This is a genomic window from Tsukamurella paurometabola DSM 20162 (assembly GCF_000092225.1).
GTDB classification, from domain to species: Bacteria; Actinomycetota; Actinomycetes; order Mycobacteriales; family Mycobacteriaceae; genus Tsukamurella; species Tsukamurella paurometabola.
The window spans coordinates 1,245,645-1,272,408 of the sequence record NC_014158.1 but is presented as its reverse complement, the minus strand read 5'-3'; the positions used below and the strand labels follow the sequence as shown (position 1 = coordinate 1,272,408).

The window sequence follows — 26,764 nt, the reverse complement described above, 5'->3', positions numbered from 1 at the left end:
ACCCCGAGACCATCCGGTCTCGGGGTTTTTCGTCGTCTGCGGCAGCGCCCTTAGGCCAGGGACTGCGCGTCGACGCCGAGTACCTCGGCGATCCGGGCGCTGGTGACCGCCCCCTCGCGGAGCACCCGCGGCTGCGGGCCGGACAGGTCGACGATGGTCGACGCGACCGCATGCTCGGCCGGCCCACCGTCGAGGTAGACCTCCACCGAGTCACCGAGCTGATCGCGGGCGTCGGTCATGGTGGCGGCCGGGGGCTTGCCCGAGACGTTGGCACTGGAGACGGCCATCGGGCCGACCTCACGGAGCAGCTCGATGGCGACCGGATGCAGCGGCATGCGCAGCATGACGGTGCCGCGGGTATCACCCAGGTTCCACGCGAGGCTGGGCGCCTGCTCGACGACCAGGGACACGGCTCCGGGCCAGAACGCGTGGGTCAGCTCGCGGGCGGCGGGGCTGACCCGGCTGACGAGGCCGTCGATGGTGTCCCACGAGCCCACGAGCACTCCCACCGGCATATCGGGGCCCCGGTGCTTGGCGGCGAGGAGATCGCCGACCGCGCGGTTGTCGAAGGCGTCGCAGCCGATGCCGTACAGCGTGTCGGTCGGCATCACCACGAGGTGGCCACCCTTGAGCGCGGCTCTCGCCGCGGCGATGCCGGCGGACCGGGAGTCGGGGTCGGTGCAGTCGTACGCGATGCTCACGCGTCCATCCTGCCAGTCACGTACCGGGGTCTCCCCGCGAGGTCCCGGTGCTGCTCGACATCACGGAAACCGGCGGCGGCCAGCAGCTCAGCGGCGGCGGCGCCGTTGGAATCGTCGTGTTCGATCGCGACCGCTCCCCCAGTGCGCAGCAGGCGCGTACACAGTGGCGCCAGCGACCGGATCAGGTCGAGTCCGTCGGGGCCGGAGAACAGCGCGGCGGCGGGGTCGAGGGCGGCTTCGACGTCGAGCGGTGCACCGTCGGGCACGTAGGGCGGGTTGCACACCACCAGGTCGACGGTGCCGCCCAGAGCCGCCTCGATCTCCGCATCGAGCCCCACAGCGGTCACATCGCGGTCGAGCACCGTGACCCTCCCGGCGAGACCCGCAGCATTGTCGTTCAGGTAGCCGAGGGCGTGCGGATCCCGTTCGACGAGCGCTACCCGGGCGGCCGGGACCGTCGCCGCGAGGTACAGGCCGAGCGCACCGGAGCCGGCGCAGAGGTCGACGATCGCGGCGCCACGGCCCACCTGCCGGGCCGCCCACACGGCGAGCAGTTCGGTTTCCGGGCGCGGTACGAACACGCCCGGGCCTACCCGCAGATCGAGCGGACCGAACGGGGCGCGTCCGAGGATGTGCTGCAACGGTTCCCGGTCGGCGCGACGAGCCACCAGGGCCTCGTATTCGCCGGCCTGGGCGGCGTCGACATCGGCGATCACCAGCCGCCCGCGGTCCACCCCGAGAACGTGGGCCAGGAGCACCTCGGCGTCGTTGCGGGGCGACGGTACGCCGGCTTCCGCCAGGCGCGCGGTAGCGCCGATGACGAGGACGCTGGGCCTCACCCGGTCTACTCGGCCTCGAGCCGGGCTTGACGGTCCGCGGCCTGGAGGGCGTCCAGCAGCGGATCGAGCTCGCCGTCGAGCACCTGGTCGAGGTTGTGCGCCTTGAAACCGATGCGATGGTCGGCGATGCGGTTCTCGGGGAAGTTGTACGTACGGATCCGCTCGGACCGGTCGACGGTGCGGATCTGCGCGGCCCGGGAGTCCGACGCAGCGGCCTCGGCCTCCTCCTCGCGGAGGGCCTGCAGGCGAGCGGCCAGCACCTGCATGGCGCGGGCCTTGTTCTGTAGCTGCGAGCGCTCGTTCTGGCAGGTCACGACGATGTTCGTGGGGAGGTGGGTGATACGCACCGCGGAGTCGGTGGTGTTGACGCCCTGGCCGCCCTTGCCGGAGGAGCGGTAGACGTCGATGCGCAGGTCGGACTCGTCGATCTGCACCTCCTCGACCTCGTCGGGCTCGGGGTAGACGAGCACGCCGGCGGCGGAGGTGTGGATGCGGCCCTGGCTCTCGGTGGCGGGGACGCGCTGCACGCGGTGCACTCCGCCCTCGAACTTCATCCGCGCCCACACGCCGTCGATCGCGCCGTCAGCACCGGGGCCGCGGGATTTGATCGCGAAGGTGGCGTCCTTGTAGCCGCCGAGATCGGAGTAGGTGGCGCCGAGGGTCTCGACCTTCCAGCCGCGCTGCTCCGCGTACCGCAGGTACATGCGGGCGAGGTCGCCGGCGAACAGGGCCGATTCCTCGCCGCCCTCGCCCGACTTGACCTCGAGGACCACATCGTCGGAGTCATGCGGGTCGCGCGGCGCGAGCAGGTCGGTGAGCTGCTGTTCGAGCGCGTCGATCTGCTCGGTCAACACGGTCACCTCGTCGGCGAACGAGGAGTCGTCCGCGGCCAGCTCCTGGGCGGCGGCGCGGTCCTCACGCGCGGCCTCGAGTTTGCGGTGCGTGGCCATGATGGGAGCGAGCTCGGCGAACCGCTTGCCCACCTTGCGCGCCGCCGAGGCGTCGTTGTGCAGCGCCGGATCGGACATCTGCTGCTCCAGGCCGGAGTACTCGGCCAGGATGTCGTCGATCGCGGAGGGGGAGCCGGCGCTCATGGGTGAGATCCTTCGTGCTGGGGAGAAACGGGGCCGCAAACGCGCCGACGCCCGGCCTGCAGCGCAGGACGGGCGTCGGCGGGACGGCTACTCGGAGGCCGAGGCCTTGCTCGGACGCTTGCCGTAGCGCTTCTCGAACCGGGCGACGCGGCCGCCGGTGTCGAGGATCTTCTGCTTGCCCGTGTAGAACGGGTGGCACTGCGAGCACACCTCGACGTTGATGCGGCCATCGGCCTTGGTGCTGTGGGTCTCGAACGTGTTGCCGCAACCGCACACGACGGTGGTGGCCACGTAATCGGGGTGGATGCCCTGCTTCATGTCTGCCGTTCCTTCTCGTTTGTGGTCGCCGGGTCGCCCCTGGCCATCGCCAGGGCCGTGAACCGGAACCGATACCGACATTCCAGTATGCCAGAACGCCCCGCGTACGGAGAAATTCCCGCGCTCCGCGACGCGGCCCCGTCACCGGTCGGTAGGTTCTGACGTGAGCGGCCGGGTGTGCGCTGATCGGTGGAGGATTGCACGACGTGGAGGGCACCGAGTGAGCGAAGCAGGCGATGGCCGGGTGACGACCGAGCCCGTGGGCACCGTGATCGCCGGGTACGTGGTGGAGGGGGTGCTGGGAGCCGGGGGTATGGGCGCGGTGTACGCAGCGCGGCATCCCCGTCTGCCCCGGGTGGACGCGCTCAAGGTGCTGCCGAGGGGCTTCTCCACCGATCCGACGTATCGTGCCCGGTTCGAGCGGGAGGCCGATATGGCGGCCCGGCTCGATCACCCGAACATCGTGCCCGTGTACGACCGCGGTGACGACGGGGGCCGGTTGTGGATGTCGATGAAGCTGGTCCCGGGGCAGGACGCCGCGGCGGTGCTCACCCATTTCCCGCACGGTCTGCCCGCCGAACAGGCGACCGCCATCGTCAGCGCCGTGGCCGCCGCACTGGACTACGCCCACGGCATGGGGTTGCTGCACCGCGACGTCAAACCCGGCAACATCATGATCGACACCACCGGCACATCGCCCCGAGTGATGCTCGGCGATTTCGGCATCGCCCGCCAGCAGCAGGAACGCAGCGACCTCACGTCCGTGGGCATGGTGGTCGGCACCCTCGACTACGCCTCCCCGGAGCAGCTCAGCGGCGACGCCGTCGACGGCCGCAGCGACGAGTACAGCCTGGCCTGCACCGCCGTGCAGCTGCTCACCGGCGTCAAACCCTTCGGGGCCAGCAGCGGCACCGCAGTGATCCGCGACCACCTGATGACGCCACCGCCCGTCCCGTCACGGTTCCGGCCCGACCTGCCGCCCGCCGTCGATGCGGTGATCGCGCGCGGCATGGCGAAGTCACCGCAGCAGCGGTATCCCACCTGCACCGACTTCGCGCAGGCGCTCCGTGCGGCGGCTGCGCAGCCGGTGCCCCCACCCACGTCGGGAACCGTGCCGCGGGGTCAGGTGCCGCGGCCCGTGGCCTCCCCGGCGCCGGGCTGGCCCGGCCCGCACACGCCACCGCCCGGCCCGTCCTACCCCGCACCGCCGAGTGGGCCGCATACCGGCGGGCAGGTGCCGATGGGGTTCGTGGCGGCGCCGCAGCGTCCGCCACGCAGGCGGCGCGGGCTGCTGATCAGTGCGGTCCTCGTCGCGGTGGTGGCGATCATCGCGTTGATCGGGATCGTCGCGGTCGGGTTCACGGGCGGCGACGACGAACAGGCCGCTCCCCCGACGTCGTCCGCGGCATCGACGCCCCCGTCGGTGGCGAATGCGGCCGCGATGCTTCGCGAGGGCTACATCGATCCGTGCCTGCTGCCGGTGACGGTGTTGACCCCGCTCGGCCTCTCGGCGCCGGCGGACGATCCGGAGCAGCGTGCGGTGGCGGGCGTGAAATTCGCCTGTCAGAGCCTCGATTCGGCGGCGGCGGGCGCATCGGTGATCTTCGCTACCTTCACCTCCCCGCTCGACTGGGAGAAGGGCACACCCCTGCCCGATAACGCCAAGTGGCGGCGGTTCGAGCTGCCGTCGACCGTGAAGGATCAACCGGCGTACTGCGTGACCGGGTACCGGTCGACGGCGAACGGAGTGCTCTACATCGCCATGCAGAAGGTGCCGGGCCGCGACTGCGAACGCGGTCCGTTGATCGCCCGCGCCATCACCGCCTATCTGCCGCTGTAACTCCCGCAACGACAGCGGCGCCCCCGGAGTTGTTCTCCGGGGGCGCCATCGTTTCGTCTCGGCCTACTCGGCGTCGGCGAAACCGCTGTTCTTCTGCACCATCATCAGGAACTCGATGTTGTTCTGCGTCTTCTTCAGCTGACTGATCAACAGCTCGATCGCCTGCTGGCTGTCCAGGCCCGACAGCAGACGGCGCAGCTTGTGCACGATGGCGGCCTCATCGGGAGCGAGCAGCAGCTCGTCCTTCCGGGTGCTCGACGGGTGCACGTCGACCGCCGGGAAGATCCGGCGCTCGGAGATCTTGCGGTCCAGTTTGAGCTCGGCGTTGCCGGTGCCCTTGAACTCCTCGAAGATCACGGTGTCGCCGGTCGAACCGGTCTCGACCATCGCGGTGGCGATGATGGTGAGCGAGCCACCGTTCTCGATGTTGCGGGCTGCGCCGAGGAACCGCTTGGGCGGGTACAGCGCGGTGGAATCGATACCACCGGACAGGATCCGACCGGAAGCGGGGCTCGAGTTGTTGTAGGCACGGCCGAGACGGGTGATCGAGTCGAGCAGCACCACCACGTCCTTGCCGCCCTCCACCAGCCGCTTGGCCCGCTCGATCGCGAGCTCGGCGACCGAGGTGTGATCCGACGGTGGGCGGTCGAAGGTGGAGCTGATGACCTCGCCCTTGGTGCTGCGCTGCATATCGGTCACCTCCTCCGGACGCTCATCCACCAGCACCACCATCAGGTAGCACTCGGGGTTGTTGGTGGCGATCGCGTTGGCGATGTCCTGCATGATCGTGGTCTTACCGGCCTTCGGCGGTGCGGAGATCAGCGCACGCTGCCCCTTGCCGATCGGCATGATCAGGTCGATCACACGGGTGGTGAGGATATTCTGCGCCGTTTCCAGGCGCAGGCGCTGGTTCGGGTACAGCGGCGTGAGCTTGTTGAACTCGGGCCGGTTCTTGGCCGAATCGACGTCCTGGCCGTTCACGCTGTCCAGGCGCACCAGCGGGTTGAACTTCTGCCGGTTGGACTGGTTACCGCGGCCGCCACCGCCGCCCTGGTTACCGCCGTCATTGCTCTCTCCGTCGCGCGGCATCTTCACGGCGCCCACGATGGCGTCACCACGGCGCAGGCCGTTGCGGCGGACCATGTTCATGGAGACGTAGACGTCGTTGGGTCCCGCGATGTAGCCCGATGTCCGCACGAAGGCGTAGTTGTCGAGCACATCCAGGATGCCGGCCACGGGCTGGAGGACGTCGTCCTCACTGACCTGCGGCTCACCGTCGTTCTGGTTGCGGTCACGTCCACGACGACGCTCGCGGAACCGCCGCCCGCGACGGCCCTGCCCGTCACCGTCGTCGTCCGGTCCGTTGTTCTGGTTCCGGTTGTTCGGACCGTTGTTGTTGTTGTTCTTCTGGCCCTGCTGCCGGTTCTGGTCGCGGTCCGGACGGTTCTGGTCACCGCCCTGCCGGTCGTTCTGGTTCTGGCCATCGGCGTTCTGGCCGCGGCGCTGGTTCCGCTCGCGGCGGCCACCCTCGCGCTGCTGCTGCGGCTGGTCGCCGTCGTTCTTCGCGCCGCTCTTGGCGTCGTCCTTCGGGGCATCCGCCGGGGCGGCGTCGTTCTTCGGGGCGTCGTTCTTCGGGGCGTCGTTCTTCGGGGCGTCGTTCTTCGGCGCCTCCGTCTTCGGAGCCTCCGCCGTGGTGGCCTCCGCCTTCGGAGCCTCCACCTTGGCAGCCTCCGCCTTCGGAGCGTCCGCCTTCGGAGCCGCGGCCTTGGGAGGCGCGGTCTTGGCGGGCTTCTCCGCCTTGGACGTCGGGGCCGCGCCCGAGCCCTGCTGGGCGGTGATGGCGGCGATCAGGTCGCCCTTGCGGAGGCCGGAGATCCCCTTGATCCCCAGGTCACCCGCGATGGTGCGGAGTTCGGCCAGCACCATGCCGTTCAGGCCGGAGCGGCGCCGCTCGTCGGCGCGCTGTGCGCTGGCCGAGGTGGAGGCAGCCGTGTCCGGGCTGGTGGTCACGTCCGTTTCGGTCACGGAGTTCCTTTCAGTTCCCCACCCGCGTCGCGGATCCGGGGGCGTACCGCGCCCCGGTCGACGGATTCGCCTGCGGGACATGCAAGTACGTCTCGCGGGAGGGGCACGAATATGAGTGCGTTCGTTGCGCTTCGGCTGCCGGCCCGTGCGGGTAGCGGGATCGATTCGACTCGGCCTGCGTAAGGGACCGGCGTACCAGTAACTCTGAGCTGAGTGTCAGGCGTTCGTGGCAAGGGTGCCGAAGTGCGTCCGATTCATTCGTCGGATACCTCTGCCATGGTAGCGCGACCTGTCAAGCCCCGGCAATCACGGGTACCCGCGTGTCGCATCGCGCCGGATCAGGACCGGGAGACCCCGTCGGCGATGACGAGTTCGTGCACCGTGAACCCCGCGTGCTCCGCGGACTCCGCGAGCGCGGCCGGCAGCGGCTCGGGGGTCAGGGCGAGCACCGTCGGCCCGGCGCCGGAAATGGCGGCTGCCACTCCCCCGGCACGCAGCCGCTCGACCAGGCCGAACGAGTCTTTCATCGAGGCCGCGCGGTAGCGCTGGTGCAGCCGGTCTTCGGTGGCGTCGAGCAGCAGATCGGGGTGTGCCGTGAGTGCGAGGACCATGAGCGCGGCGCGGGAGGCGTTGAATGCGGCGTCGGCGTGCGGCACCAGCCGCGGCAGCATGCCGCGCGTGACCGATGTCGACGACTGCACGTCGGGCACGAACGCATAGGCCCGGATGTCGGGGTGCACATCCACCCGGCGCGCGTCGTAGCGGGTCGGACCCGACGCCGCCTGACCGTGACCGAGGGACTGATCGCGGTAACCGGCGGAGTCGGGGACGGGTGCGGCCGGAACGGTCCACGCGACGACGGCTCCGCCGAGCACGCTGGCGGAGGCGTTGTCGGGGTGCCCCTCGAACTCCGAGGCCAGCTGCACCATCTCGGCCGCGGTGAGCGCGCGCGGGAAGTCGGCATCGGCGGCCAGTGCGGCGGCCGCGGCGATGCCCGCCACGGCGGCTGCGGCCGAGGAGCCGAGGCCTCGCGAGTGCGGAATCCGGTTGACACAGTGCAGCTTCAAGCCCGGAGCGCTGGTGCCGAGGTGCGCCAGGGTGCGGCGGAGTGCGACGACCACGAGGTGTCGTTCGTCGAGCGGAACGTCGTCCGCACCCTCTCCGTCGACGGTGATCTCCAGGCCGCCGTCCGTGGTCTCGACGGTCACGTCGTCGTACAGCCCGAGAGCCAGGCCCAGGGTGTCGAAACCGGGACCGAGGTTGGCGCTGGACGCGGGGACGGTCACCGTTGCCGCGAGACCGGACGGGAGGGTGTGCTGAGCGGAGGTCACCGGTGCGCTACTCCGTCAGGCCCATGGCGGCGGCGACGGCCACGGGGTCGATGCCGACGCGCGCGATCTCCGGCACGCCCTTCAGCGCGGTATCGGGATCCTTGAGGCCGTTGCCGGTCACAGTGCACACCACGGTGGAGCCCTTCTCGATCCAGCCGTCCTCGGTGGCGGCGAGCAGTCCGGCGACCGATGCCGCAGAGGCGGGCTCGACGAAGACCCCCTCGGTCCGCGCGACCAGGCGATAGGCCTCAAGCAGCTTCTCGTCGGTGGCGGCACGGAACTGGCCGTTCGACTCATCCTTGGCGGCGACAGCCTGATTCCACGACGCTGGGCTGCCGATACGGATGGCGGTCGCGATGGTCTCCGGGTTCTTGACCGGGGCGCCGCCCACCAGTGGCGCGGCGCCCGCGGCCTGCACGCCCAGCATGCGCGGACGAGCCGCGATCACGCCGTCGGCGAAGTACTCGCTGTAGCCCTTCCAGTACGCGGTGATGTTGCCGGCGTTGCCCACGGGCAGCGCGTGCACGTCGGGGGCCTTGCCGAGCGCGTCGACGATCTCAAACGCCGCGGTCTTCTGCCCCTCGATGCGCACCGGGTTCACCGAGTTCACCAGCGCGATGGTGTCGAACGTGGCGGTGGTCTTGCGGGCGAGTTCGAGGCAGTCGTCGAAGTTACCGTCGACTTCGATGATCTTGGCGCCGTACATCACGGCCTGGGCCAGCTTGCCCATGGCGATCTTGCCCGCGGGCACCAGCACGGCGCATTCGATGCCGGCGATGGACGCGTACGCCGCCGCGGAAGCGGAGGTGTTGCCGGTGGACGCGCACAGCACGCCCTTCTTCCCGGTGGCCTTGGCCTCGGTGACCGCCATCGTCATGCCGCGGTCCTTGAACGAGCCGGTGGGGTTGAGCCCCTCGACCTTGAGGTACACCTCGCAGCCGGTGCGTTCGGACAGCGATTTCGCCGGCAGCAGCGGCGTCGCACCCTCGCGGAGGGTCACCGGCTCCCACCCCGGCTCCCAGGTGTCGCACACGGGAAGGCGGTGACGGTACGCCTCGATGAGGCCCGGCCAGGGCGTATGCACGGCTCCGACGTTGCTGCTAGTCATTGGTTCCCTCCAGACGGAGCACGGAGGACACGGCGGTCACCACGTCCAGGTTCTTCAGGGCTTCGACGGTGGCGGAGAGCGCCGCGTCGGGAGCCTTGTGGGTCAGGATCACCAGCCGTGCACCACTGCTCGGCAAGTCGGCCTGCTGGCGGACGGTGCTGATCGAGACGTTGCGGGCGGAGAACTCGTTGGCGACGGCGCTGAGCACACCGGGCCGGTCGGAGACCTCCATGGCCACGTAGTAACGGGTGAGCACGTCGCCGATGGGCGCGATGGGCAGGTTGGCGTACACGGAATCGAGGGGGCCGCGACCGGAGAACACCTTGTTGCGGGCTGCCGCCACGAGGTCTCCCATCACCGCGGAGGCGGTGGGCGCACCGCCGGCACCGGCACCGTAGAACATGAGCCGGCCGGCGTTCTCGGCCTCCACGAAGACGGCGTTGTAGGCGCCGTCGACGCTGGCGAGCGGGTGCTTGAGCGGAACCAGAGCCGGATAGACGCGCGCCGAAACTCGTTGCTCGCCAGCGGCATCGGTGAACCGCTCACAGATGGCAAGCAACTTGATGGTGCAATCGAAGGCCTTCGCGGCCTCGATATCGGCGGCGCTGACGGCGGTGATGCCCTCGCGGTACACGTCGTCGGCCTTGACCCGCGTGTGGAAGGCGATGGAGGCGAGGATCGCAGCCTTGGAGGCCGCGTCGTAGCCCTCGACGTCGGCGGTCGGATCGGCCTCGGCGTACCCCAGGCGACCGGCCTCGGCGAGCACGGTCTCGTAGGCCTCACCCTTCTCCGCCATGTTGGAGAGGATGAAGTTGGTCGTACCGTTGACGATTCCAGCCACCAGCTCCACGGTGTCGCCCGCGAGGGACTGCTGCAACGGGCGGATCACCGGGATCGCGCCAGCCACGGCGGCCTCGAAGTACAGATCGGCGCGGGCCCGGTTGGCGGCATCGGCGAGCTCGCCGGTGTACTCGGCGAGCAAGGCCTTGTTCGCGGTGACCACGGACTTTCCGGCTTGCAGTGCGCGCAGCATGTGGGTGCGGGTGGGCTCGATGCCGCCCATCACCTCGACCACGATGTCCACGTCGTCACGATCGATGAGCGCCTCGGCGTCGCCGGTGAGCAGGGCGGGATCGACGCCGCGGTCCTTGTCCGTGTCGCGCACGGCGATTCCGCGGATCACGAGCCGCGCACCGACGCGGGCCGCGAGGTCGTCGGCGTTGTCGATGAGGATGCGTGCCACCTCGGTACCCACGGTGCCCATGCCGAGCAGGGCCACTCCGAGCTCACGGCTTACGGGTTCGGTCATCAGAGCACCTCCAGGCTCACCAGGTCGTCCACGGTCTCCCGGCGCAGGATCAGCCGCGCCGCGCCGTCCTTGACCGCGACGACAGCCGGTCGCGGCTGCATGTTGTAGCGGCTGGACATCGAATAGCAGTAGGCCCCGGTGGCGGCCACGGCGAGCAAGTCGCCCTCGGCCAGGCCGTCGGGGGTCGTGGTGTCACGCACCAGGATATCGCCGGTCTCGCAGTGCTTGCCGACGATGCGCGAGGGAACCGGTGCACCTTCGGGGTCGCGGTCGGCGATGGCGACCGTGTACTCGGCGCCGTACAGCGCCGGGCGGATGTTGTCGCTCATGCCGCCGTCTACGGAGACGTACCGGCGGAAGGCCGGATCACGCTCGTCCTTGCCGTCCAGGACGACGTCCTTGATCGTGCCCACCTCGTACAGGGTGATGCCGGGCGGACCGGCGATGGCACGGCCGGGCTCGACGGCGAGGTGCGGTGTCTGCAATCCCAGTGCGGCAGATTCGGTCTCGACGATGTTCCGGAGCTTCGCGGCGAGATCGGCGACCGGGGGCGGATCATCGGCGGCGGTATAGGCGATCCCCAGGCCGCCCCCGAGGTCGATCGTGTTCAGTTGGGCGGTCTTCTCTGCGCCGAAGCGAGTCACGATGTCGCGCAGCAGCTCCAGCACTCGACGGGCGGCGATCTCGAAGCCGTCCACATCGAAGATCTGTGAGCCGATGTGGCTGTGCAGGCCCACGAGCCGGATGTTGTCGGCCTCGAAGACCGCGGTGACGGCGCGCATCGCTGGTGAGTCGCCCTCGTTCGATGCGAGGGAGAAGCCGAACTTCTGGTCCTCGTGGGCGGTGGAGATGAACTCGTGGGTGTGCGCCTCAACGCCGGGGGTCAGCCGGATCAGCACGTCCTGGACACTGCCACGCTCCCCCGCGATCGCGTCGAGCCGGGCGATCTCGGAGAGCGAGTCGATCACGATGTGCCCGATACCCGACGCCACTGCGTAATCCAGCTCGGCGACCGACTTGTTGTTGCCGTGCAGCGCGATCCGGTCGGCGGGGAAGCCGGCGCGCAGCGCGATGGCGAGCTCGCCGCCGCTGCACACGTCCAGGTTCAGTCCCTCGTCGCGCACCCAGCGGGCGATCTCCATCGAGAGGAACGCCTTCGAGGCGTAATGCACGGCCGCGTCGTCGCCGAAGGCGTCGCGCATGGCGCGGCACCGGTCGCGGAAGTCGTCCTCGTCGATCACGAACAGCGGGGTGCCGAATTCCTCGGCAAGGGCGCGAGCGGAGACGCCGGCCACGCTGACGCCACCATCGGCCTCGCGGCGCGCGTGCGTCGGCCAGACGCCGGGAGCGAGTTCACTCACTTGCGGGGCCTCTCACATCCGGTCGGGCGCCGAAACGCCCACGAGGGACAGGCCGTTGGCGAGCACCTGGCGGGTGGCGGCGCACAGCGCCACCCGGGCGCGGTGCAGATCGGTGGGCTCCTCGTCGCCGAGGGGAAGCACGCGACACTCGCTGTAGAAGCGGTGGTACGCCCCCGCCAGCTCCTCGAGGTAGCGGGCCACGCGGTGCGGCTCACGCAGCGAAGCGGCGGCGGCCGCGACGCCCGGGAACTCACCCAGAGTGCGCACCAGGTCACCTTCGCGCGGGTTGTCCAGCAGGCCAAGGTGTTCCGTCGAACCCTCAATGCCCAGCTCGGCGGCCGAGCGAGCGATCGCGGACAGCCGAGCGTGCGCGTATTGCACGTAGTACACGGGGTTCTCGTTGCTGGCCTGAGTCAGCAGGTCCAGGTCGAGGTCGATGGACGTGTCCACCGAGCTGCGGATCAGCGAGTACCGCGCCGCGTCCACACCCACGGCATCGACCAGATCATCGAGGGTGATGACCGTGCCGGCCCGCTTGCTCATCCGCACGGGCTTGCCGTCCTTGACCAGGTTTACCAGCTGGCCGATCAGCACCTCGACCCGGGCCGGGTCGTAGCCCATGGCCGCGGCGGCGGCCTTGAGCCGGCCGATGTAGCCGTGATGGTCGGCGCCCAACATGTAGATCGCCAGGGTGAAGCCCCGGTCGAACTTGTGCTTGAGGTAGGCGATGTCGCCGGCGATGTAGGCGGCGTTACCGTCCGACTTGATGACCACGCGGTCCTTGTCGTCACCGAAATCGGTGGACTTGAGCCACCACGCTCCGTCCTTCTCGTACAGATTGCCCTGCGCCTTGAGCTGGTCGACGCTCTGCTCGACGAGACCCGAGGAGAACATCTCGTCCTCGTGGGTGAACACGGCGAAGTCGGTGCCGAACTCGTGCAGGGTGCGCTTGATGTGGTCGAACATCAGCTCTACGCCGTCGGCCCGGAAGGCTTCGACACGCTCGGCGTCGGGCAGATCCAGAATGCCCGGATGGTTCTGCACGACGGTGGCCGCGATCTCGCCGATGTAGTCGCCGGCGTAGCCGTCGTCGGGCGTGGGTTTGCCGGTGGCGGCGGCGTCGAGCGAGCGAGCGAACCGGTCGATCTGCGCGCCGTGATCGTTGAAGTAGTACTCGCGGGTGACCTCGGCGCCCTGCGCCTCCAAGACGCGGCCCAGACTGTCGCCGACAGCGGCCCAGCGAGCGCCACCGAGGTGCACGGGGCCGGTGGGGTTGGCGGAGACGAACTCGAGGTTGATCACCTGGTCCGCGAGTGTGCTGCCGTGCCCGAAGGCGTCCTTCTGCTCCAGAATGCTCACGACGAGCTGATTCTGCGCGTCCGCCGCCAGGCGGATGTTGAGGAAGCCGGGGCCCGCGATCGTCGCCTCGTCGATACCGTCCGCGCTGGCCAGGGCCTCAGCGAGCCAGGTCGCGAGGTCGCGCGGGTTCACCCCCGCCTTCTTCGCGACCTGCATCGCAAGATTGGTGGCGTAGTCGCCGTGCTCGGGGTTGCGCGGGCGCTCGACGGTGACGCGTTCGGGCAGCACCGAGACGTCGAGGCCGCGCTCGGTGAGCACGGTCGTCGCGGTCGCATGCAGGAGTTCCGAAAGGTCAGCGGGAGTCACCGGTCCATCCTATGGTGCGAGCAGTTCACCCCAGCAGGCAGGACGCACCGACCGCGTGACCGCAACGCACCGCGGGCCCGCCGGCCGGTTTCTCGTCTGCCGCGGCGATGCGCTAACCTTGCTACGCCCTGCGCCCCCGTAGCTCAGGGGATAGAGCGTCTGCCTCCGGAGCAGAAGGCCGCAGGTTCGAATCCTGCCGGGGGCACTTTCACCCTCCGGGACTCGCCGCAATCCTTCCCCGTGAACGGCTTCGCCGCGCTGGTACGAGCACACCGGCGACGTCCCATTCCCGCTCAGTCGGTACGAGCCCGGTCCGCGATTCGAAGCACGCCACCCTCCGGTGATGAAATGGACGGGTGACAGCAGGCGAACCCAACCCAGACCCACTTCCGCCGGTCGGCCGGGTGCGGTCGCTGGTGCTCGCACAATCCTCGGCGATCGCCTGGCGCTGGGGCGCGGGCCTGCGGGCCGCGGCGACGGTGGCGATTCCCGGCGCGGCGCTGGTCGCGGCGGGGCACGCATCGTCGGCGTTGTTCGCGACGTTCGGCGCGTTCGCGGTGCTGTACGGCGAGGGCCGGGCGTACCGGATCCGGGCACAGGTGGTGGGACTGGCTGGACTCGCGCTCCTGCTGTGCGTCATCGCCGGCGCGGCGCTCGGCTCCGTGATTCCGGAGAGCAGCGTTCCCATCCGCATCGCCTCAGTGCTGCTGGTCGTGGTCCCCGGCGTCCTCGCGGTGTACGTGGTCGATGCGCTTCGCCTCGGCCCTCCGGGTGCGCTCTTCTTCGCGCTGGTGGGTTCGGGGGCGTTGATCGCCACCGAGGCCGGAGCTTCGCCGGCCGCGTTGATCGCCGGCACGGCTCTGGGCGCGGTGTCGTCGATTATCGTCTCGATGGTCGGCGCGATCCGCGATCCGTCCCGCCCGCAGCGTGATGCGGTGAATCGGGCCGTCGCGGCCGTCGACGCCTATCTCACCCCCGGCGGAGCGCGCTCGGCGACGCAGCGCAACGCCGCCGGTTCCGCACTGATCGCCGCGTGGTCGACGATGGACGATGCCGGCGCCCGGCCGGTCGACGCGCCGCTCCTCGAACGTCTTCAGGATGCCAATCATCGCTTCGCCTCCGCGTCTGCCGAGGATGCGGAACCCGCCGAACTCGACCCCAGCCGCGAGGTCACCACCTCCACGATGCGGCCGACGACGGCGCACCGGCTGCGCCGGTCGCTGACCCTCTCATCGCACGCGATGATCACCGCGGTGCGTGTCGGAATCGCTTGTGTCGTAGCAGGGGCGGCGAGTCTGGCACTGGGGTTCGACCGGCCGCACTGGGCCGCGATCAGCGCGCTCGTCGTGCTGCAGGCGGGCGTCGACCGGGTGCACGGCACGGTCCGCGGACTACAGCGGTTCCTCGGCACCGCCGCAGGGCTCGTGCTGTACACCGGTTTGTCGGCGTGGGGTCCCACCGGATACGCCCTCATCGCCGTGGTGGCGGCACTGCAGTTCAGCATCGAAATGCTGATCACCCGGAACTACGGCGCAGCAGTCACCTTCATCACCCCGGTCGCCCTGCTCGCTAGTGGGGCCGGCATGGCGACCGCGTCGGCGGGGCCTGTGATCAGGGACCGTCTGCTCGAAACCGCGATCGGCGTGATCGTCGCCTTCCTCGCGATGTACTTCCTGTTCCCGAACGCGCATCGTCGGACCTTCGACTGGGCCGCGGAGCGGGTGCGAGAGACGGCACGACGACTCACCGCCCAGACCGATCCGACCGGATCGGAGACCGTCCGGGAAACGGCGCGCTGCCTGCATTTCGAGGTCGAGGGGTGTGTCCGCGCCGCCGTGGACTCAGCGCACAATGAGCCCGAGTGGGCGCGCCAGCAGTGGCCGGCGCAGGCGCAGCTCGTACACGCCGGGTACGACCTTCTCTCCGCGTTCTGGACCACTCCCCGCGACCGCCCACTGCCCGACGGTGCCGCTTGGTCTCGCCGATTCGGTCCCTCCTCGTCGGATTAACGCAACCGAGGGTTCGCGACTATCGCAAGCGCCGCGGACACCAACTACTGGCAAGCGGTGAGGATTGCCCACGGCGCCGCGAGAATGCCGAAACCACGAGCACTTACCCGCGATGTCATTCACGCCGACAGACGTTGCACCGCGCCGGCGCTCATCGGTGACCGCCCAACCGCACTGCCAGGATCACGGTCGCTATCGTCGCGGCAGCACCGTTGAACCGGTCCCACTCCGTGTTCGGTGTGAGTGAATCCACCAGCAGAGCAGGGCATCCAACTGCGAGTGTGATCGATGAAGCCTAGGCCAACCACCGTGGCGGATCGGCCACGTACGCGTCGGCCACCTATGCGCCTCGCCCGCCAAGAGCCCGGAAGACGAGCTGATAGATCCCGGCGACCACCGCAATCGCGAACAACACTCCCTCGACGATCATGTACCCGAGGTAGCTTGCGAAAGTGGCCTGGGGATCGTGGAGCCAGATGTCCGGCGCGAGAACCGCGGCGTGCACGAGCAGTGTTCCGGTGCAGCCGGTCAACGCCATTCGAGCTGTCACGCTCAGCATCCGCGCGGCGCTGGCCGCGAAGAGCGCTACCAGGGCGAGAACCGCCGCCACGATCACGAAACGGATCGCCTGCCCGGTCATATCGTCCGGCACGGATACCGTGACCGTCTGCGCCTTGGTGTACACCGCGTCGAGCCTGTCGCGTACCTGCCACAGCAGAACAAACGCAACAGCCGGAAGTACCAGCGCGGCACCCACGAGCGATTGCGCCGGCACCGTCGACCGCTCCCCTTCTGCACTCATTCGATAAATCCTAGACGCAGTTACTGATCACGAATAGAGATCGGTCTCCGCAATGGCGATCGCCGCGTTGACCGCAGAAGTCCCCGTTCGCGTGCTGTGATGGGAGGGGTGCGGAACCGATCGGCCGCGGATTGGAACTATGGACACATGATCGTCTACGTCGCGTACCTCGCCACCGACGGCGGCAAGGATGCCGTCGCCCTCGGCGCACAGCTCGCCCGCACACTCGACGCGGAGGTCGCGATCGGCATGATCGTCCCTCCCGACAACGCCGCAGCCATGGCACCGGGCGATTTCGACGAGGTGCTGACCGCCCAGGCCGACGGGTGGCTCAGCGACGCCCGGGACCTCATCACGGACGACATTCCCGTGTCGACGCACATCGGCGTCTACGACTCGATCGCCGGAGGCATCATCGCCGAAGCCGAGCGCGTCGGCGCGTCGATCATCGTGGCGGGCGGCTCGGGCGGGGGTCTCCTCGGTCCGTACTCACTCGGCTCTGTGGTCAACGACCTCTTGCACTCGGCGCCGCTGCCGGTCGCGATCGCACCGCGCGGATTCCGCAATCAGGGCGTGCGCACCGTCCGCGAGGTGACCTGCGCCCTCGGAACCCGGTACGGCGCGGAAGCGGTGCTGGAGACCGCCATCCGCGGCTGCCAGCGCGCCGGAGTGCCCCTGCGCCTCATCTCCCTCATCGCGCTCGACCTCATGCCGAGCAAGCGGCGCGAGGATTCCAATGCGGTGTACGCCGCGGAGAAGCACGCCGAACGCCTCCTCGATGAGGCCCGGGGCCGTCTGCCCGGTGTGGTCGAGGTCAGCTCGGCCGTCGCGACGGGGCCGAGTGTGGAAGATGCGGTACGACGGCTCGACTGGCAACCGGGTGACGTGATCCTGGTCGGCTCCAGCCGACTCGCGGCTCCGCGGCGACTGTTCCTCGGATCCACCGCCGCGAAGATGCTGCGGGTGGTGGCCGTCCCGATGATCGTGGTGCCCCGCGAGATCTGACGCCTCAGCCGCGTCGCGCGTGCTCCAGGGCGGCCGCGATCCGGTCCGCGACGAACGCGGCGCGTAGCGGACTAGTGACGAAATGGTGTTCCCCGCAAGCGAAACTGAACTTCGCGTAGTTCACGCCGCGATTTCGCCATCCGTTGCGCTCGTGTTCGAGGAGCGCAGCCACGACGACGGCGGAGGATTCCTGGAGACCGTCACCCGGTGACCGGCGCAGGTGCACCTCACCATCGACAGTGACCACATCCACATCGCCCATCTCCCGGTACTCGCGGGATGGCACCTGCTTCGCCTCGTCGAGCAACGTCCGCCGCTCCGGCTCGGTGCCACCGATCCGAAGCTCACCCACCTGGAGATACGGCCCATCGATGGTGAGGTCCGCGGTCTGCGCGGCGGTGAGCAGATGTACCCCGTCGTCCGTGCGGAAGGCGACCGCGACGGGGCTGGCGAGCGTCTCCCACACCGCTCGGACCCGGACGTCCCGGGCCTCGACCACGGCGTCCGACTGTGCAGCTTCCGTGTCCATACCCTGGACCCTACGCGTCTTCTCGGATCGGGGAAGCCGAGTGCGTTTCGATCAGGTGGGGCCGAGGAACCACTCGACGGTTGCCAGATAACGGCCCACCCACACACTCCCCAGTCCGAAAACCAGGATGGGGGCGGCGAAGAACCGTGCTCGCGGCGCTCGTGCGATCACCGAGTACGCGAGCCCGATCACCACCAGCGACAGCACCAGCGCATACACCCAGGACACCACGGTCAGGGCGGGCTCGTCGGTCAAGGAGGACACGGGCGAGAACAGGAACAGTCCCACGATGAACGCGACGACCGGCAGCAGCGGTAGCGAGAACAGAACACTGGCGGTCCAACCGGCTATCTCGCGCACTGTGGAACGCCGCACCGGATCGAGAACCGCGAAGGCGACGCACGCGACGAAACCTCCGACAACGCCGATCGCCGCGAGCGTGACAACGTCCACGGATCAACTCTTCCGGCGAGCCACCCCGTGGAAGATCTTCGGCGCGATGCGGCGGAAGATCTCGACCATCACGATCGCGGCGGCGCCGAAGGCGAAACCGGTGCCCACCATCTGCGGATCGCTGATGTCCAGGAAGAACTTCCGCTGCGCCCACGGAATGGAGAACAGCACCACGTAGAAGGCCACCGACACACCGACCAGCAGCACCTTCCACCACGTGTACGGCCGCGCAACGAGGGCCAGCACCCACAGCGAGCCGACGAGCAACGTGATCAGCGCGGCGGTCGACGCCTGAATCTGCTCGGTGGTCAGGGCCGCTGCCTTGCCACCCAGCGCAGCACCCGAGCCGCCGGGGTTCACCACCACGTAGCAGAGGAAGGTGGCCAGGCCCACCGCCACACCCGACGGTGCCGCCAGCCGCAGGACGCGGCCCACGAAGCCGGTCTTGGCGCGCTCGTTGTTCGGCGCCAGCGACATGACGAAGGCGGGGATACCGATGGTGAACCAGGCCGCGATGGTCACGTGAATCGGCTGGAACGGGTATGAGATCGGCGTGAAGCCGAACAGTTTGGCGCCGATGCCGGCGAGGCCGACGAGCCACGCGAGCAGCACCGCGTACACGGTCTTGGTGAGGAACAGGTTCGCGACCCGTTCGATGTTGCCGATCACCCGGCGGCCTTCGCCCACCACGTACGGCAGGGTGGCGAACTTGTTGTCCAGCAGCACGATCTGCGCCACCGACCGGGCGGCGGAACTACCCGACCCCATGGCGACGCCGATATCGGAGTCCTTGAGCGCGAGCACGTCGTTCACGCCGTCACCGGTCATGGCGACGGTATCGCCACGGGACTGGAGGGCTTTGACCATGGCGCGCTTCTGATCCGGGCGGACGCGGCCGAAGGTCACGTTATCGGTGACCACGTCGGCGAGCTCGTCGTTGTCGGCGGGGAGCTTGCGCGCGTCGACCGAGGAGTCCGGCGTACCGAGCCCGAGCGAATGCGCCACCGCACCCACGGAGACCGCGTTGTCGCCGGAGATCACCTTCACGGCGACGCCCTGCGAATCGAAGTAGTCGAGGGTGTCGCGGGCATCGACGCGTACTCGCTGTTGCAGCGCGATCAGCGCGCGCGGCACCAGGTTTCCGGGCGCAGCCAGATCACCGGTGTCGGTGTCGACGGGAACGTCGGTGGTGGCGACGAGCAGCACCCGCAGCCCCGTCGCGCCGAGTTCCGTGGCGCGCCGCGCACCGTCGGACTCCGGATCGAGGAGCACATCGGCGGCCCCGAGGATCCAGTTCCCCCGCTCGGCTTCGCCGTCGGCCAGGGAGATGCCCGACCACTTCTTGGCGGAGCTGAACGGCGCAATGGCGGCAGCTCGCCAACCGGGGGCGTCGGGATAGGCCTCGGCGATCGCCTGGACGCTGGCATTGGGCCGCGGATCGAGCGCGGCGATCGCGGCGAGCGCTCGTTCGATATCGGTACGGTCACCGTCGAGGACGTCGACCTCGGACAGGCGCATGCCGTTCTCGGTGAGCGTGCCCGTCTTATCGGCGCACACCACGTTCACGCGTGCGAGCCCCTCGATGGCGGGGAGCTCTTGCACCAGGCATTTGCGCTGACCGAGCCGGACCACGCCCACTGCGAAAGCGATGGAGGTCATCAGTACCAGGCCCTCGGGGATCATCGGGACCAGCGCCGCGACCATGCCGAGGATCGCCTGGTTCAGGCTCTGCCCCGAGATCACCAGTTGGTTGACCACGGTGAGCACTCCGGCGGGGACCAGCAGCCAGGTGATCACCTGCAGGATGCGGTTGATCCCCGAGCGCAGTTCCGAGTTGACGAGGGTGAACTTGCTGGCTTCGTCGGCGAGCTGCGCGGCGTAGGCGTCGGCGCCCACCTTGGTGGCCCGGTACGCACCCGAGCCGGAGACGACGAAGCTGCCGGAGAAGATCTCGTCTCCCGGTTGCTTATCGACGGGGTCGGCCTCGCCGGTGAGGAGTGACTCGTCGACCTCCAGCGCCTCGGAGGCGATGGTCTCGCCGTCGACCACGATCTGATCGCCGGGGCCGATCTCGATCACGTCATCGAGTACCACCTCGGACTGCGCGACCTCGACGGCCTGACCGTCGCGCCGGACCACCGGCCGGGCCTGGCCCACGATGGCGAGCGAATCGAGCGTCTTCTTCGCCCGCAGCTCCTGGATGATGCCGATCGCGGAGTTGAACACGATCAGCAGGCCGAACAAGCCGTTGATGAACGAGCCGGTGAAGAGCACGAGGACGAACAGCACGCCGAGCATGGCGTTGATGCGGGTGAACACATTGGCGCGGATGATGTCCCATGTGCTGCGACCGGAGCGGTTCGGCAGCGTGTTGACCTTGCCCTCGCGCACCCGCTCATCGACCTGCGCGGCAGTGAGGCCGGTGGCAGGAAGATCGGAGGCGGTATCGGGTGCAGCTGTCATGCAAGCGAGTCTAATGAAGCCGTCCCAGCAGCCGAGTCGTGCGACGCGTCACGGTAGCTTCATCGTCGTGAACAGGGTGCAGATCGTGCGCGGCATCGCCGATGTCGGATGGTGGGTGTTCGTGGTGGCGATGCTGCTGGTGTCCGCGACCTTCGGCGCCGGGTGGACCGCCTACGTCCCACTGACCGACGCGGCCACCAACTCCTCCCTCGACATCTCCGATTTCGACCCCGTCGCCCAGTTCAATGCGGTGTCGACGATCGGCGCCATCGGTCTCGGGGCCACGGTGACCGCCTCGATCGTGGCGGCGCTGTGGCTGCCGGGTCGCCGCACGAAGGCGGTGGCGATCGCAGCGCCGATCGTCGGAGCTTTGGTCGTCTGGTTCGCGACGACCTCGGGCATCACGGTCTATGTCCTCGCGGAGTTCCTCGTGGTGATCACCGGCATCGCCATCCGGGAGACCGGGTCCCGCTGGGCCCTCGGGCGGCTTCCGATGTGCGAGGTCTCGTGAACCGTTCCCTGTATCCGCTGTATGCGGCGGGCTTCGTCACGGCGTTCGGCGCGCACAGCATCGCGGCCAGCCTGGGCGGGCTCACCGGGTCGGCCGGATCACAGCTCCTGGCACTCGGGCTGCTGCTCGCGCTGTACGACGGTGCCGAGGTGCTCCTCAAGCCCGTCTTCGGCTCCCTGGCCGACCGGATCGGCCCGCGCCCGGTGCTGCTCGGGGGCCTGATCGGTTTCGCCATCGCTTCGGCCGCGTTCGTCGTGGCGGGAAATCCCGGCTGGATCGGGCTGGCCCGGTTCGGGCAGGGCGCCGCGGCTGCGGCGTTCTCCCCCGCCGCGAGCGCCATGGTCTCGCGACTGACCGCCGACGATGCGCAAGGGCGAGCTTTCGGCGGCTATGGGGCATGGAAGGGACTGGGCTACACGCTCGGCCCCTTGCTGGGCGGAATCCTGATCTGGGCCGGCGGCTACTCCCTGTTGTTCGCTGTACTCGGCGGCGTCGCGGCACTCACGGCCCTGTGGGCGACGATGTCGGTACCCGCACTCGATCCGCTGCCCCGCCAGCGGCAGACCATCGTCGACCTGGCGCGTCGGCTGGGTTCGCGGCAGTTCCTGCTCCCCACGGCCGCGCTCGCCGGTGCGACGGGGGCGCTTGCCGTCGGCGTCGGATTCCTCCCGGTCGCCGGGTCGGAGCACGGTATGGGCCCGCTCGCGACCGGTGCCGTGGTCTCGGTCCTAGCCCTCACCGCTTCCCTCGTGCAACCCCGCATCGGACGGGCGCGCGACGCCGGGAAGGTGTCCGACGGTGCCGGCATCGCCGCAGGCCTGCTTCTCGCGGCGGCCGGGCTCGCCGCCGCCGCGGTGCCGGGCCCGGTGGGGATCCTGATGGCCGCACTCGCGATCGGTGCCGGGGGCGGCATGGTGACGCCGCTGGGCTTCGCGCACCTGGCGCAGACCTCGCCGAAGGAGCGGCTGGGCCAGACCATGGGGTCGGCCGAAGTGGGCCGTGAACTGGGCGATGCAGGCGGCCCGTTGCTCGTCGGGGCCATCGCCGCGGCCGCCGGACTCACGCTCGGACTGGCCGGGCTCGCGGCCGTCCTGATCATTGTCGCGTTGGCCGCGCTTCGGCTGCGCTAGCGTCGTACGCTACCTCGCATGGGAGCCTTCACCGTCGAGCGGTCCACCGTGATCGACGCACCGGCCGAGACCGTCTTCGGCCTGATCAACAACTTCCATGAGTGGCGGCACTGGTCGCCCTGGGAGGGCCTCGATCCCGCTTTACACCGCGACTACAGCGGCCCCGCCGACGGTCGGGGTGCCACCTACTCGTGGCGCGGCAATCGCAAGGCCGGTGCCGGTCGGATGACGATCACCGACTCGGTCGCGGGCGATTGCGTCGATATCGACCTCGATTTCGAGAAGCCGATGGCCGCGCACAATCACGTGCGCTTCGATATCCGACCGGACGGCGAGGTTCTCCGCGTCACCTGGACCATGACCGGTGTGACCACCGGCTTCTTCGCCCTGATCGGGAAGGTGCTGCCGATGGACCGGTTCGTCGGTCGCGACTTCGAACGCGGTCTCGCCGCCCTGAAGGCCCGAGCCGAGTCGACGTAGGCGGGCCTACCCCAGCGAGACCTCGGTGACGCCGGGGCGGCCGCGCAAGGCGTCGAATCGTCCGGGAACGCAACTGAACACGATCACTTGCGCCGACTCCCCCGCCGCGACCAACGCATCCGCCATCGCGCTCAGGCGGGTGGGATCACTGTGCCCGAGCGCATCGTCGAAGATCACGGGTGCGCCGTCGACGCCGTCCACGAGACGCGCGCACGCGAGCCGGCTGAGCACCCCGAGCTGCTCCTGCGCACCGCCCGAGAGTGATTCGAACGGCACCGTCACCCCATCGACGGTGCGCGAGGCGATCGTCAGATCATCGCCGACGGTGATGGTGAGCGGGTCTCCGAATACGGTGCGCCCCAGCTCTTCCAACGCACGTTGATACGGCGCCTGTACGCGCGCGCGGCGGGCGTCGCGGTGAGCGGTGAGCGTGTCGTGCAACAGCGCCGCTGCGCGGGCCCGCTCCTCGACAGAGGCCAGGGCACGCTCTGCATGCACGAGCTCCGACTCGGCGGCATCGAGCCGGTCTCGCCGGCCATCGGCCTGGAAGAGTTGCAGCTGCGCGGCCAGACCCGCGAGCTGCTCGCGGGCCTCGGCCTCAGCGGCGCGGGCCTGCTCGGCCTCGGCGCGCGCGGCGCTCAGTCTGGCCACGAAGCCCGCGGCATCGGCCTCCTGCGCCGACCGCTCGTGCTCCGCCAACTCGGCCGCGGCCGCCGTCCGTGCGTCGGCGGCAGCATCGGCGGCCACGGCCAGTGCATCGTCGTCGGCATCGCGGCGTACCCGGTCGAGCTCGGCGGTGAATTCCGTTGCTGCGCTGTCAAAATGTTGCAATCGGTCGGCCGCTACCTGTGCGTCCGTGGCGGCGCGGTGCAGCTCCTGATGCTTCTGTCCCAGCTGTTCGCGGGTCTGCTTCTCCTCGCCCCGGGAGGCAACCTCAGCCTGTGTGGCCTCCATGAGATTCCGTTTGGCTATCTCGGCGTCGGCGGCGAGCAGCTCGGGATCGACCGCGGCCTCCAATTCGACGATCCGCGCCGCGGACTCGTCGGCCTGGGCCCGCAGCTCGACGAGCGTGGACTCTCCGAGGGCATGCGCAAGTGCGATCCGGGCCTCCTGCAGTTCGACCTCGACCGCCTCGCGCTGATCGTGCAGCTCCCTGGCCTCGGCGGCGTCGGCCGCCCCGGCCTCGCGACACGCGGCGAGCACCGCAGCATGCGCGGCCTTGACCTCGGCGGCGGCGTCGGCGCTCTCGCCGCGCTGAACCACTTCGATACGCACCGCACCGGGCACCTCGATGGCGGTGCCGTTGCCGGCCACTACCTCGACGGGTTCCTCGCCGATCAACTTCCCGTCGACCAAGACATCGGTGAAACCCAACCGCTCCAGGCGCAGCGTGGCGGCCAGAGCCGAGAATCGGGCCTGCGCTCGTTCGAGCCGTTGCTCAGCGGCGCTGACGGCCTGCAGCGCCCGGCGGTCCATCGGGTTGCCCGCCAGCCGGTTCCGCGCATCCTCGACATCCTTACCGAGGAGCTCGGCCTGTTCGATCCTGCTGCGCAGCCGCTGGTACAGGGCGGCCTCGCGGGCGTAATCGACGGCGTACTGCGCCTGCGCCTTCCGTTCCCGACGATCCGCCGCAACCGCGGTCAGCTCGTGCACCGTGGTCTCCAGCCACGCCGCCTCCGCCGCGAGTACTTCCCGGTCGGCGAGGGCCTTGTCGCGGAGCACGCGGACGTGCGCGGCCCGCTCCATGGCCTGCGCCTGCTGGGCGATCAACCGGCGCCGGCGGTTCGCCGCCTCACCTGCCTGCTGCTCCCGCAGCGTTGCCGATTCCAGGATCGCGCGGGCGTGCGTGACCCGGGACTGCAAGCCCGCGATCCGCTCCTGATCGGCGGCGACCGCCTCGAGCGACGCCGATGCGGCGATCCGCCGCTCCACGATCCCGCCGAGCCTGCCCGACGCGCCTGCATGCTGCTCGACGACGAGGTCGACCTCCCGCAGTGCCGCCTCGGCCTGCTCGAATGCGGTACGCGCGGCGGCCTCCCGGGTACGCGCCACCGTGAGCTCGCCCGTGGGGCGACCGGTGGGTGTGAAATATCGCGCACGCTCCTGCGCGACGGCCTCGGCCAGCCGCTCGGCGCCGGGCTCGTCCTCCCCCGCGCCGCCCGACGCGGAGTCGAGCGCCTTGGCGAACGCGGCGCTGTCGCGCAGGGAGGGTTGTCCGGGGCCCGGGCCCTGGAGCACGGTGAGGGCGGCGAGCAGGTCGGCGTCGACGTGGGTGCGCATCTGCTCGGCCACCCAGGCCTCCGCGCTGCCGCCGGTCAACTGCTGCGGGGTGGGTTCGAGCACGGTGAGGGTGGTGCCGGGCCGGCGGTGGTACTGCTTGGCATAGATGAACCGGTACGGCCCGACCGTCAGCTCGGCCTCGACGAAGGGCCCGGCGTCGCGATGCGCAGGGCACACGGCTTCGACGCGCTGCGACTTCGACGTGGCCTTCACGTCCAACAGCAACTGCAGGGCCTCGACCATCGATGACTTACCGGCTTCGTTCGGGCCGTGCAGCAGGGTGACGCCGGTCTCGGCGAAGTCGATCTCCCGCTGCTCCACACCGCGGAAATCCTTGACCGCCAATCGGTGCAGCCTCATGTGGTCACCTCCGGCCGGGTGAGCCGGTAGAGCAGAGCGAGAGCCCCGGAGGCATCCGCAGCGCGGTCTCCCCCGCTGCGCGCGACACCGAGCAGTTCCTCGGCCGCCGCTGCGGCGGGACCGGTGAGGTCGAGCGATTCGAGTTCGTCGTCGCCGGGAAGTACCGCGAGATCGGTCTTGCGCTGCCACAGCTCGACAGCCGCGAACCGGGCGCGAAGAGCCTCCAGCTCGGCATCGAGTGCCGCTTTGGCGGCCAGCCCCACGGTGCCCGTGAACCCGACCTTGACCACCGTGCGGTCCTTATCCGGGAGCCCGGACAGGGCGGCCACGGCCGCCGTGACATCGCGGTCACCGGACAGCGGGTACTCGCGGGCGGCGAACCGCCAGGATCCGACCCGAACCGGTGTCACCTCGGCGGGGCCGCCGTCCTCGGGAACATCGACCACCAGGACCGACCCCGAATCGCGTTCCTTGTGGTCGAAATTGGTGACCTCCGGGGCGCCCGAGTACCAGACTCCGGGCCGGACCTCCGTGACCGAATGCCGGTCACCGAGCGCGACGTACCGCAGTTCACCGGCATCGAGCCGGGCGCCGACCGCGGCGATATCGATGAGGCGCTGGTCCTGTGCCCCCACCGGTAGGGCGCCTCCATGCCCGACGGCGATCCGGATCACCCCGGCCGCAGGTGCCTGTGCGGCGCCGACCGCCTCGGTGAGTGGATCACTCGCGGGATGCTTGGAGAACCAGGGCGCGGCGAGCAGCTCGACGCCGGGGCGGACCATGTGCACGCCCGGGGTGTCCAGCACGATCACGTTCTCGGGCCGGTGCCGCGCGAACACCTCCGAGGTGTAGATCGACGCGGCATCGAGCGGATCGTGGTTTCCGGGCAGCAGGTACACGGGGACACCGATGGTGGCCACGCGATCCAGGCTGCGGGCGATCACCGCCGGGGCGAGCCGGTTGTCCTCGAAGACGTCTCCGCAGACCACCACGAACTCGGCCCGCTGCTCGGCGGCGACGGCACCCAGCCGCGAGATCGCATCGAGCCGGGCATCGGTGAACCGTGCCTGCGCGTCGGCGTCGAGAAAGTGCCTGGTCATGCCCAACTGCCAGTCCGCCGTGTGCACGAAGCGCATGTCCACCCCCTCGCC

Annotated in this window: 22 protein-coding genes and 1 tRNA gene; 7 read left to right on the top strand and 16 right to left on the bottom strand. The window is 69.6% G+C overall.

The window, feature by feature from the left end:
* Window positions 1-50: 50 nt before the first annotated feature.
* The 4 genes from TPAU_RS06190 to rpmE form a co-directional block, all read right to left on the bottom strand.
* On the bottom strand, window positions 51-701 hold the full coding sequence (locus tag TPAU_RS06190; protein ID WP_013125907.1) for an L-threonylcarbamoyladenylate synthase: 651 nt from the start codon (window positions 699-701) through the stop codon (window positions 51-53).
* Window positions 698-1,540, bottom strand: a complete 843-nt coding sequence (gene prmC, locus TPAU_RS06185; protein WP_013125906.1) for a peptide chain release factor N(5)-glutamine methyltransferase — start codon at window positions 1,538-1,540, stop codon at window positions 698-700. The genes TPAU_RS06190 and prmC overlap by 4 nt, the downstream gene beginning before the upstream one ends.
* 5 nt (window positions 1,541-1,545) lie before the next feature.
* Window positions 1,546-2,634: a peptide chain release factor 1 gene (gene prfA, locus TPAU_RS06180; RefSeq protein WP_013125905.1), complete on the bottom strand. Its 1,089-nt coding sequence runs from the start codon at window positions 2,632-2,634 to the stop codon at window positions 1,546-1,548.
* An 87-nt stretch (window positions 2,635-2,721) separates the two neighbouring features.
* A complete protein-coding gene (rpmE, locus tag TPAU_RS06175) occupies window positions 2,722-2,952 on the bottom strand; it encodes a 50S ribosomal protein L31 (protein WP_013125904.1) in 231 nt (76 codons plus the stop codon).
* A 220-nt stretch (window positions 2,953-3,172) separates the two neighbouring features.
* Here rpmE and TPAU_RS06170 point away from each other — a divergent pair, with 220 nt between their 5' ends.
* Complete coding sequence (locus TPAU_RS06170; protein WP_013125903.1) at window positions 3,173-4,792, top strand: serine/threonine-protein kinase; 1,620 nt, start codon at window positions 3,173-3,175, stop codon at window positions 4,790-4,792.
* Between the two features lie 63 nt (window positions 4,793-4,855).
* Here the strand turns inward: TPAU_RS06170 and rho are convergent, their stop codons facing one another.
* The 6 genes from rho to argS all read right to left on the bottom strand — a co-directional run bounded on the left by rho (window position 4,856) and on the right by argS (window position 13,591).
* On the bottom strand, window positions 4,856-6,817 hold the full coding sequence (rho, locus tag TPAU_RS06165) for a transcription termination factor Rho (protein WP_013125902.1): 1,962 nt from the start codon (window positions 6,815-6,817) through the stop codon (window positions 4,856-4,858).
* Between the two features lie 338 nt (window positions 6,818-7,155).
* On the bottom strand, window positions 7,156-8,148 hold the full coding sequence (gene thrB / locus TPAU_RS06160; RefSeq protein ID WP_013125901.1) for a homoserine kinase: 993 nt from the start codon (window positions 8,146-8,148) through the stop codon (window positions 7,156-7,158).
* 7 nt (window positions 8,149-8,155) lie between these two features.
* The gene (gene thrC, locus TPAU_RS06155) at window positions 8,156-9,256 is read right to left on the bottom strand and encodes a threonine synthase (protein WP_013125900.1); all 1,101 of its coding nucleotides are present in this window, start codon (window positions 9,254-9,256) and stop codon (window positions 8,156-8,158) included.
* Entirely contained in the window at window positions 9,249-10,565 is a 1,317-nt protein-coding gene (locus tag TPAU_RS06150) for a homoserine dehydrogenase (RefSeq protein ID WP_013125899.1), read from the bottom strand. Before TPAU_RS06150 ends, thrC begins: the two co-directional genes overlap by 8 nt.
* Complete coding sequence (gene lysA, locus TPAU_RS06145) at window positions 10,565-11,926, bottom strand: diaminopimelate decarboxylase (RefSeq protein WP_013125898.1); 1,362 nt, start codon at window positions 11,924-11,926, stop codon at window positions 10,565-10,567. Before lysA ends, TPAU_RS06150 begins: the two co-directional genes overlap by 1 nt.
* 12 nt (window positions 11,927-11,938) lie before the next feature.
* Window positions 11,939-13,591 carry an arginine--tRNA ligase gene (gene argS / locus TPAU_RS06140; protein ID WP_013125897.1) on the bottom strand — a complete coding sequence of 551 codons (1,653 nt, stop codon included), beginning with the start codon at window positions 13,589-13,591 and terminating at the stop codon, window positions 11,939-11,941.
* Window positions 13,592-13,723: 132 nt separating this feature from the next.
* Here argS and TPAU_RS06135 point away from each other — a divergent pair.
* A tRNA-Arg gene (locus TPAU_RS06135) sits at window positions 13,724-13,796 on the top strand.
* 151 nt (window positions 13,797-13,947) lie between these two features.
* Window positions 13,948-15,600, top strand: a complete 1,653-nt coding sequence (locus TPAU_RS06130; protein ID WP_041944316.1) for an FUSC family protein — start codon at window positions 13,948-13,950, stop codon at window positions 15,598-15,600.
* Window positions 15,601-15,940: 340 nt separating this feature from the next.
* Here the strand turns inward: TPAU_RS06130 and TPAU_RS06125 are convergent, their stop codons facing one another.
* Complete coding sequence (locus TPAU_RS06125; RefSeq protein ID WP_013125895.1) at window positions 15,941-16,402, bottom strand: hypothetical protein; 462 nt, start codon at window positions 16,400-16,402, stop codon at window positions 15,941-15,943.
* Between the two features lie 147 nt (window positions 16,403-16,549).
* Here TPAU_RS06125 and TPAU_RS06120 point away from each other — a divergent pair, with 147 nt between their 5' ends.
* Complete coding sequence (locus TPAU_RS06120) at window positions 16,550-17,407, top strand: universal stress protein (RefSeq protein WP_041944314.1); 858 nt, start codon at window positions 16,550-16,552, stop codon at window positions 17,405-17,407.
* A 4-nt stretch (window positions 17,408-17,411) separates the two neighbouring features.
* Here TPAU_RS06120 and TPAU_RS06115 read toward each other — a convergent pair whose 3' ends face one another.
* From TPAU_RS06115 to TPAU_RS06105, 3 genes are read right to left on the bottom strand one after another with little or no spacing between them, the layout of a single operon-like run.
* Complete coding sequence (locus tag TPAU_RS06115) at window positions 17,412-17,936, bottom strand: hypothetical protein (protein ID WP_013125893.1); 525 nt, start codon at window positions 17,934-17,936, stop codon at window positions 17,412-17,414.
* A 51-nt stretch (window positions 17,937-17,987) separates the two neighbouring features.
* Window positions 17,988-18,389 carry a hypothetical protein gene (locus TPAU_RS06110; protein ID WP_013125892.1) on the bottom strand — a complete coding sequence of 134 codons (402 nt, stop codon included), beginning with the start codon at window positions 18,387-18,389 and terminating at the stop codon, window positions 17,988-17,990.
* A gap of 3 nt (window positions 18,390-18,392) precedes the next feature.
* A complete protein-coding gene (locus tag TPAU_RS06105; protein ID WP_013125891.1) occupies window positions 18,393-20,852 on the bottom strand; it encodes an HAD-IC family P-type ATPase in 2,460 nt (819 codons plus the stop codon).
* 67 nt (window positions 20,853-20,919) lie between these two features.
* Between TPAU_RS06105 and TPAU_RS23425 the strand changes: the two genes are divergently transcribed.
* Genes TPAU_RS23425 through TPAU_RS06090 form a run of 3 tightly spaced genes read left to right on the top strand, consistent with a single transcriptional unit; the run spans window position 20,920 to window position 22,973 of the window.
* On the top strand, window positions 20,920-21,363 hold the full coding sequence (locus TPAU_RS23425; RefSeq protein WP_245537850.1) for a hypothetical protein: 444 nt from the start codon (window positions 20,920-20,922) through the stop codon (window positions 21,361-21,363).
* Window positions 21,360-22,493 (top strand): MFS transporter, encoded by a 1,134-nt coding sequence (locus tag TPAU_RS06095; protein WP_013125889.1) that lies wholly within the window; start codon window positions 21,360-21,362, stop codon window positions 22,491-22,493. Before TPAU_RS23425 ends, TPAU_RS06095 begins: the two co-directional genes overlap by 4 nt.
* Window positions 22,494-22,511: 18 nt before the next feature.
* Window positions 22,512-22,973 (top strand): SRPBCC family protein, encoded by a 462-nt coding sequence (locus TPAU_RS06090; RefSeq protein ID WP_013125888.1) that lies wholly within the window; start codon window positions 22,512-22,514, stop codon window positions 22,971-22,973.
* Window positions 22,974-22,979: 6 nt separating this feature from the next.
* Here the strand turns inward: TPAU_RS06090 and TPAU_RS06085 are convergent, their stop codons facing one another.
* Together TPAU_RS06085 and TPAU_RS06080 are read right to left on the bottom strand one after the other, a co-directional pair.
* A complete protein-coding gene (locus TPAU_RS06085) occupies window positions 22,980-25,613 on the bottom strand; it encodes an AAA family ATPase (RefSeq protein ID WP_013125887.1) in 2,634 nt (877 codons plus the stop codon).
* Window positions 25,610-26,749: a metallophosphoesterase family protein gene (locus tag TPAU_RS06080; protein ID WP_013125886.1), complete on the bottom strand. Its 1,140-nt coding sequence runs from the start codon at window positions 26,747-26,749 to the stop codon at window positions 25,610-25,612. Before TPAU_RS06080 ends, TPAU_RS06085 begins: the two co-directional genes overlap by 4 nt.
* Window positions 26,750-26,764: the final 15 nt, after the last annotated feature.

What these genes read in the sequence shown, in the direction of transcription:
- TPAU_RS06115 (WP_013125893.1), bottom strand. Translation starts at nt 17,936, where the DNA reads ATGGACACGGAAGCTGCACAGTCGGACGCCGTGGTCGAGGCCCGGGAC.
- TPAU_RS06080 (WP_013125886.1), bottom strand. Translation starts at nt 26,749, where the DNA reads ATGCGCTTCGTGCACACGGCGGACTGGCAGTTGGGCATGACCAGGCAC.
- thrC (WP_013125900.1), bottom strand. Translation starts at nt 9,256, where the DNA reads ATGACTAGCAGCAACGTCGGAGCCGTGCATACGCCCTGGCCGGGCCTC.
- TPAU_RS06085 (WP_013125887.1), bottom strand. Translation starts at nt 25,613, where the DNA reads ATGAGGCTGCACCGATTGGCGGTCAAGGATTTCCGCGGTGTGGAGCAG.
- prfA (WP_013125905.1), bottom strand. Translation starts at nt 2,634, where the DNA reads ATGAGCGCCGGCTCCCCCTCCGCGATCGACGACATCCTGGCCGAGTAC.
- TPAU_RS06105 (WP_013125891.1), bottom strand. Translation starts at nt 20,852, where the DNA reads ATGACAGCTGCACCCGATACCGCCTCCGATCTTCCTGCCACCGGCCTC.
- TPAU_RS06090 (WP_013125888.1), top strand. Translation starts at nt 22,512, where the DNA reads ATGGGAGCCTTCACCGTCGAGCGGTCCACCGTGATCGACGCACCGGCC.
- TPAU_RS06150 (WP_013125899.1), bottom strand. Translation starts at nt 10,565, where the DNA reads ATGACCGAACCCGTAAGCCGTGAGCTCGGAGTGGCCCTGCTCGGCATG.
- TPAU_RS06125 (WP_013125895.1), bottom strand. Translation starts at nt 16,402, where the DNA reads ATGAGTGCAGAAGGGGAGCGGTCGACGGTGCCGGCGCAATCGCTCGTG.
- TPAU_RS06120 (WP_041944314.1), top strand. Translation starts at nt 16,550, where the DNA reads ATGATCGTCTACGTCGCGTACCTCGCCACCGACGGCGGCAAGGATGCC.
- rpmE (WP_013125904.1), bottom strand. Translation starts at nt 2,952, where the DNA reads ATGAAGCAGGGCATCCACCCCGATTACGTGGCCACCACCGTCGTGTGC.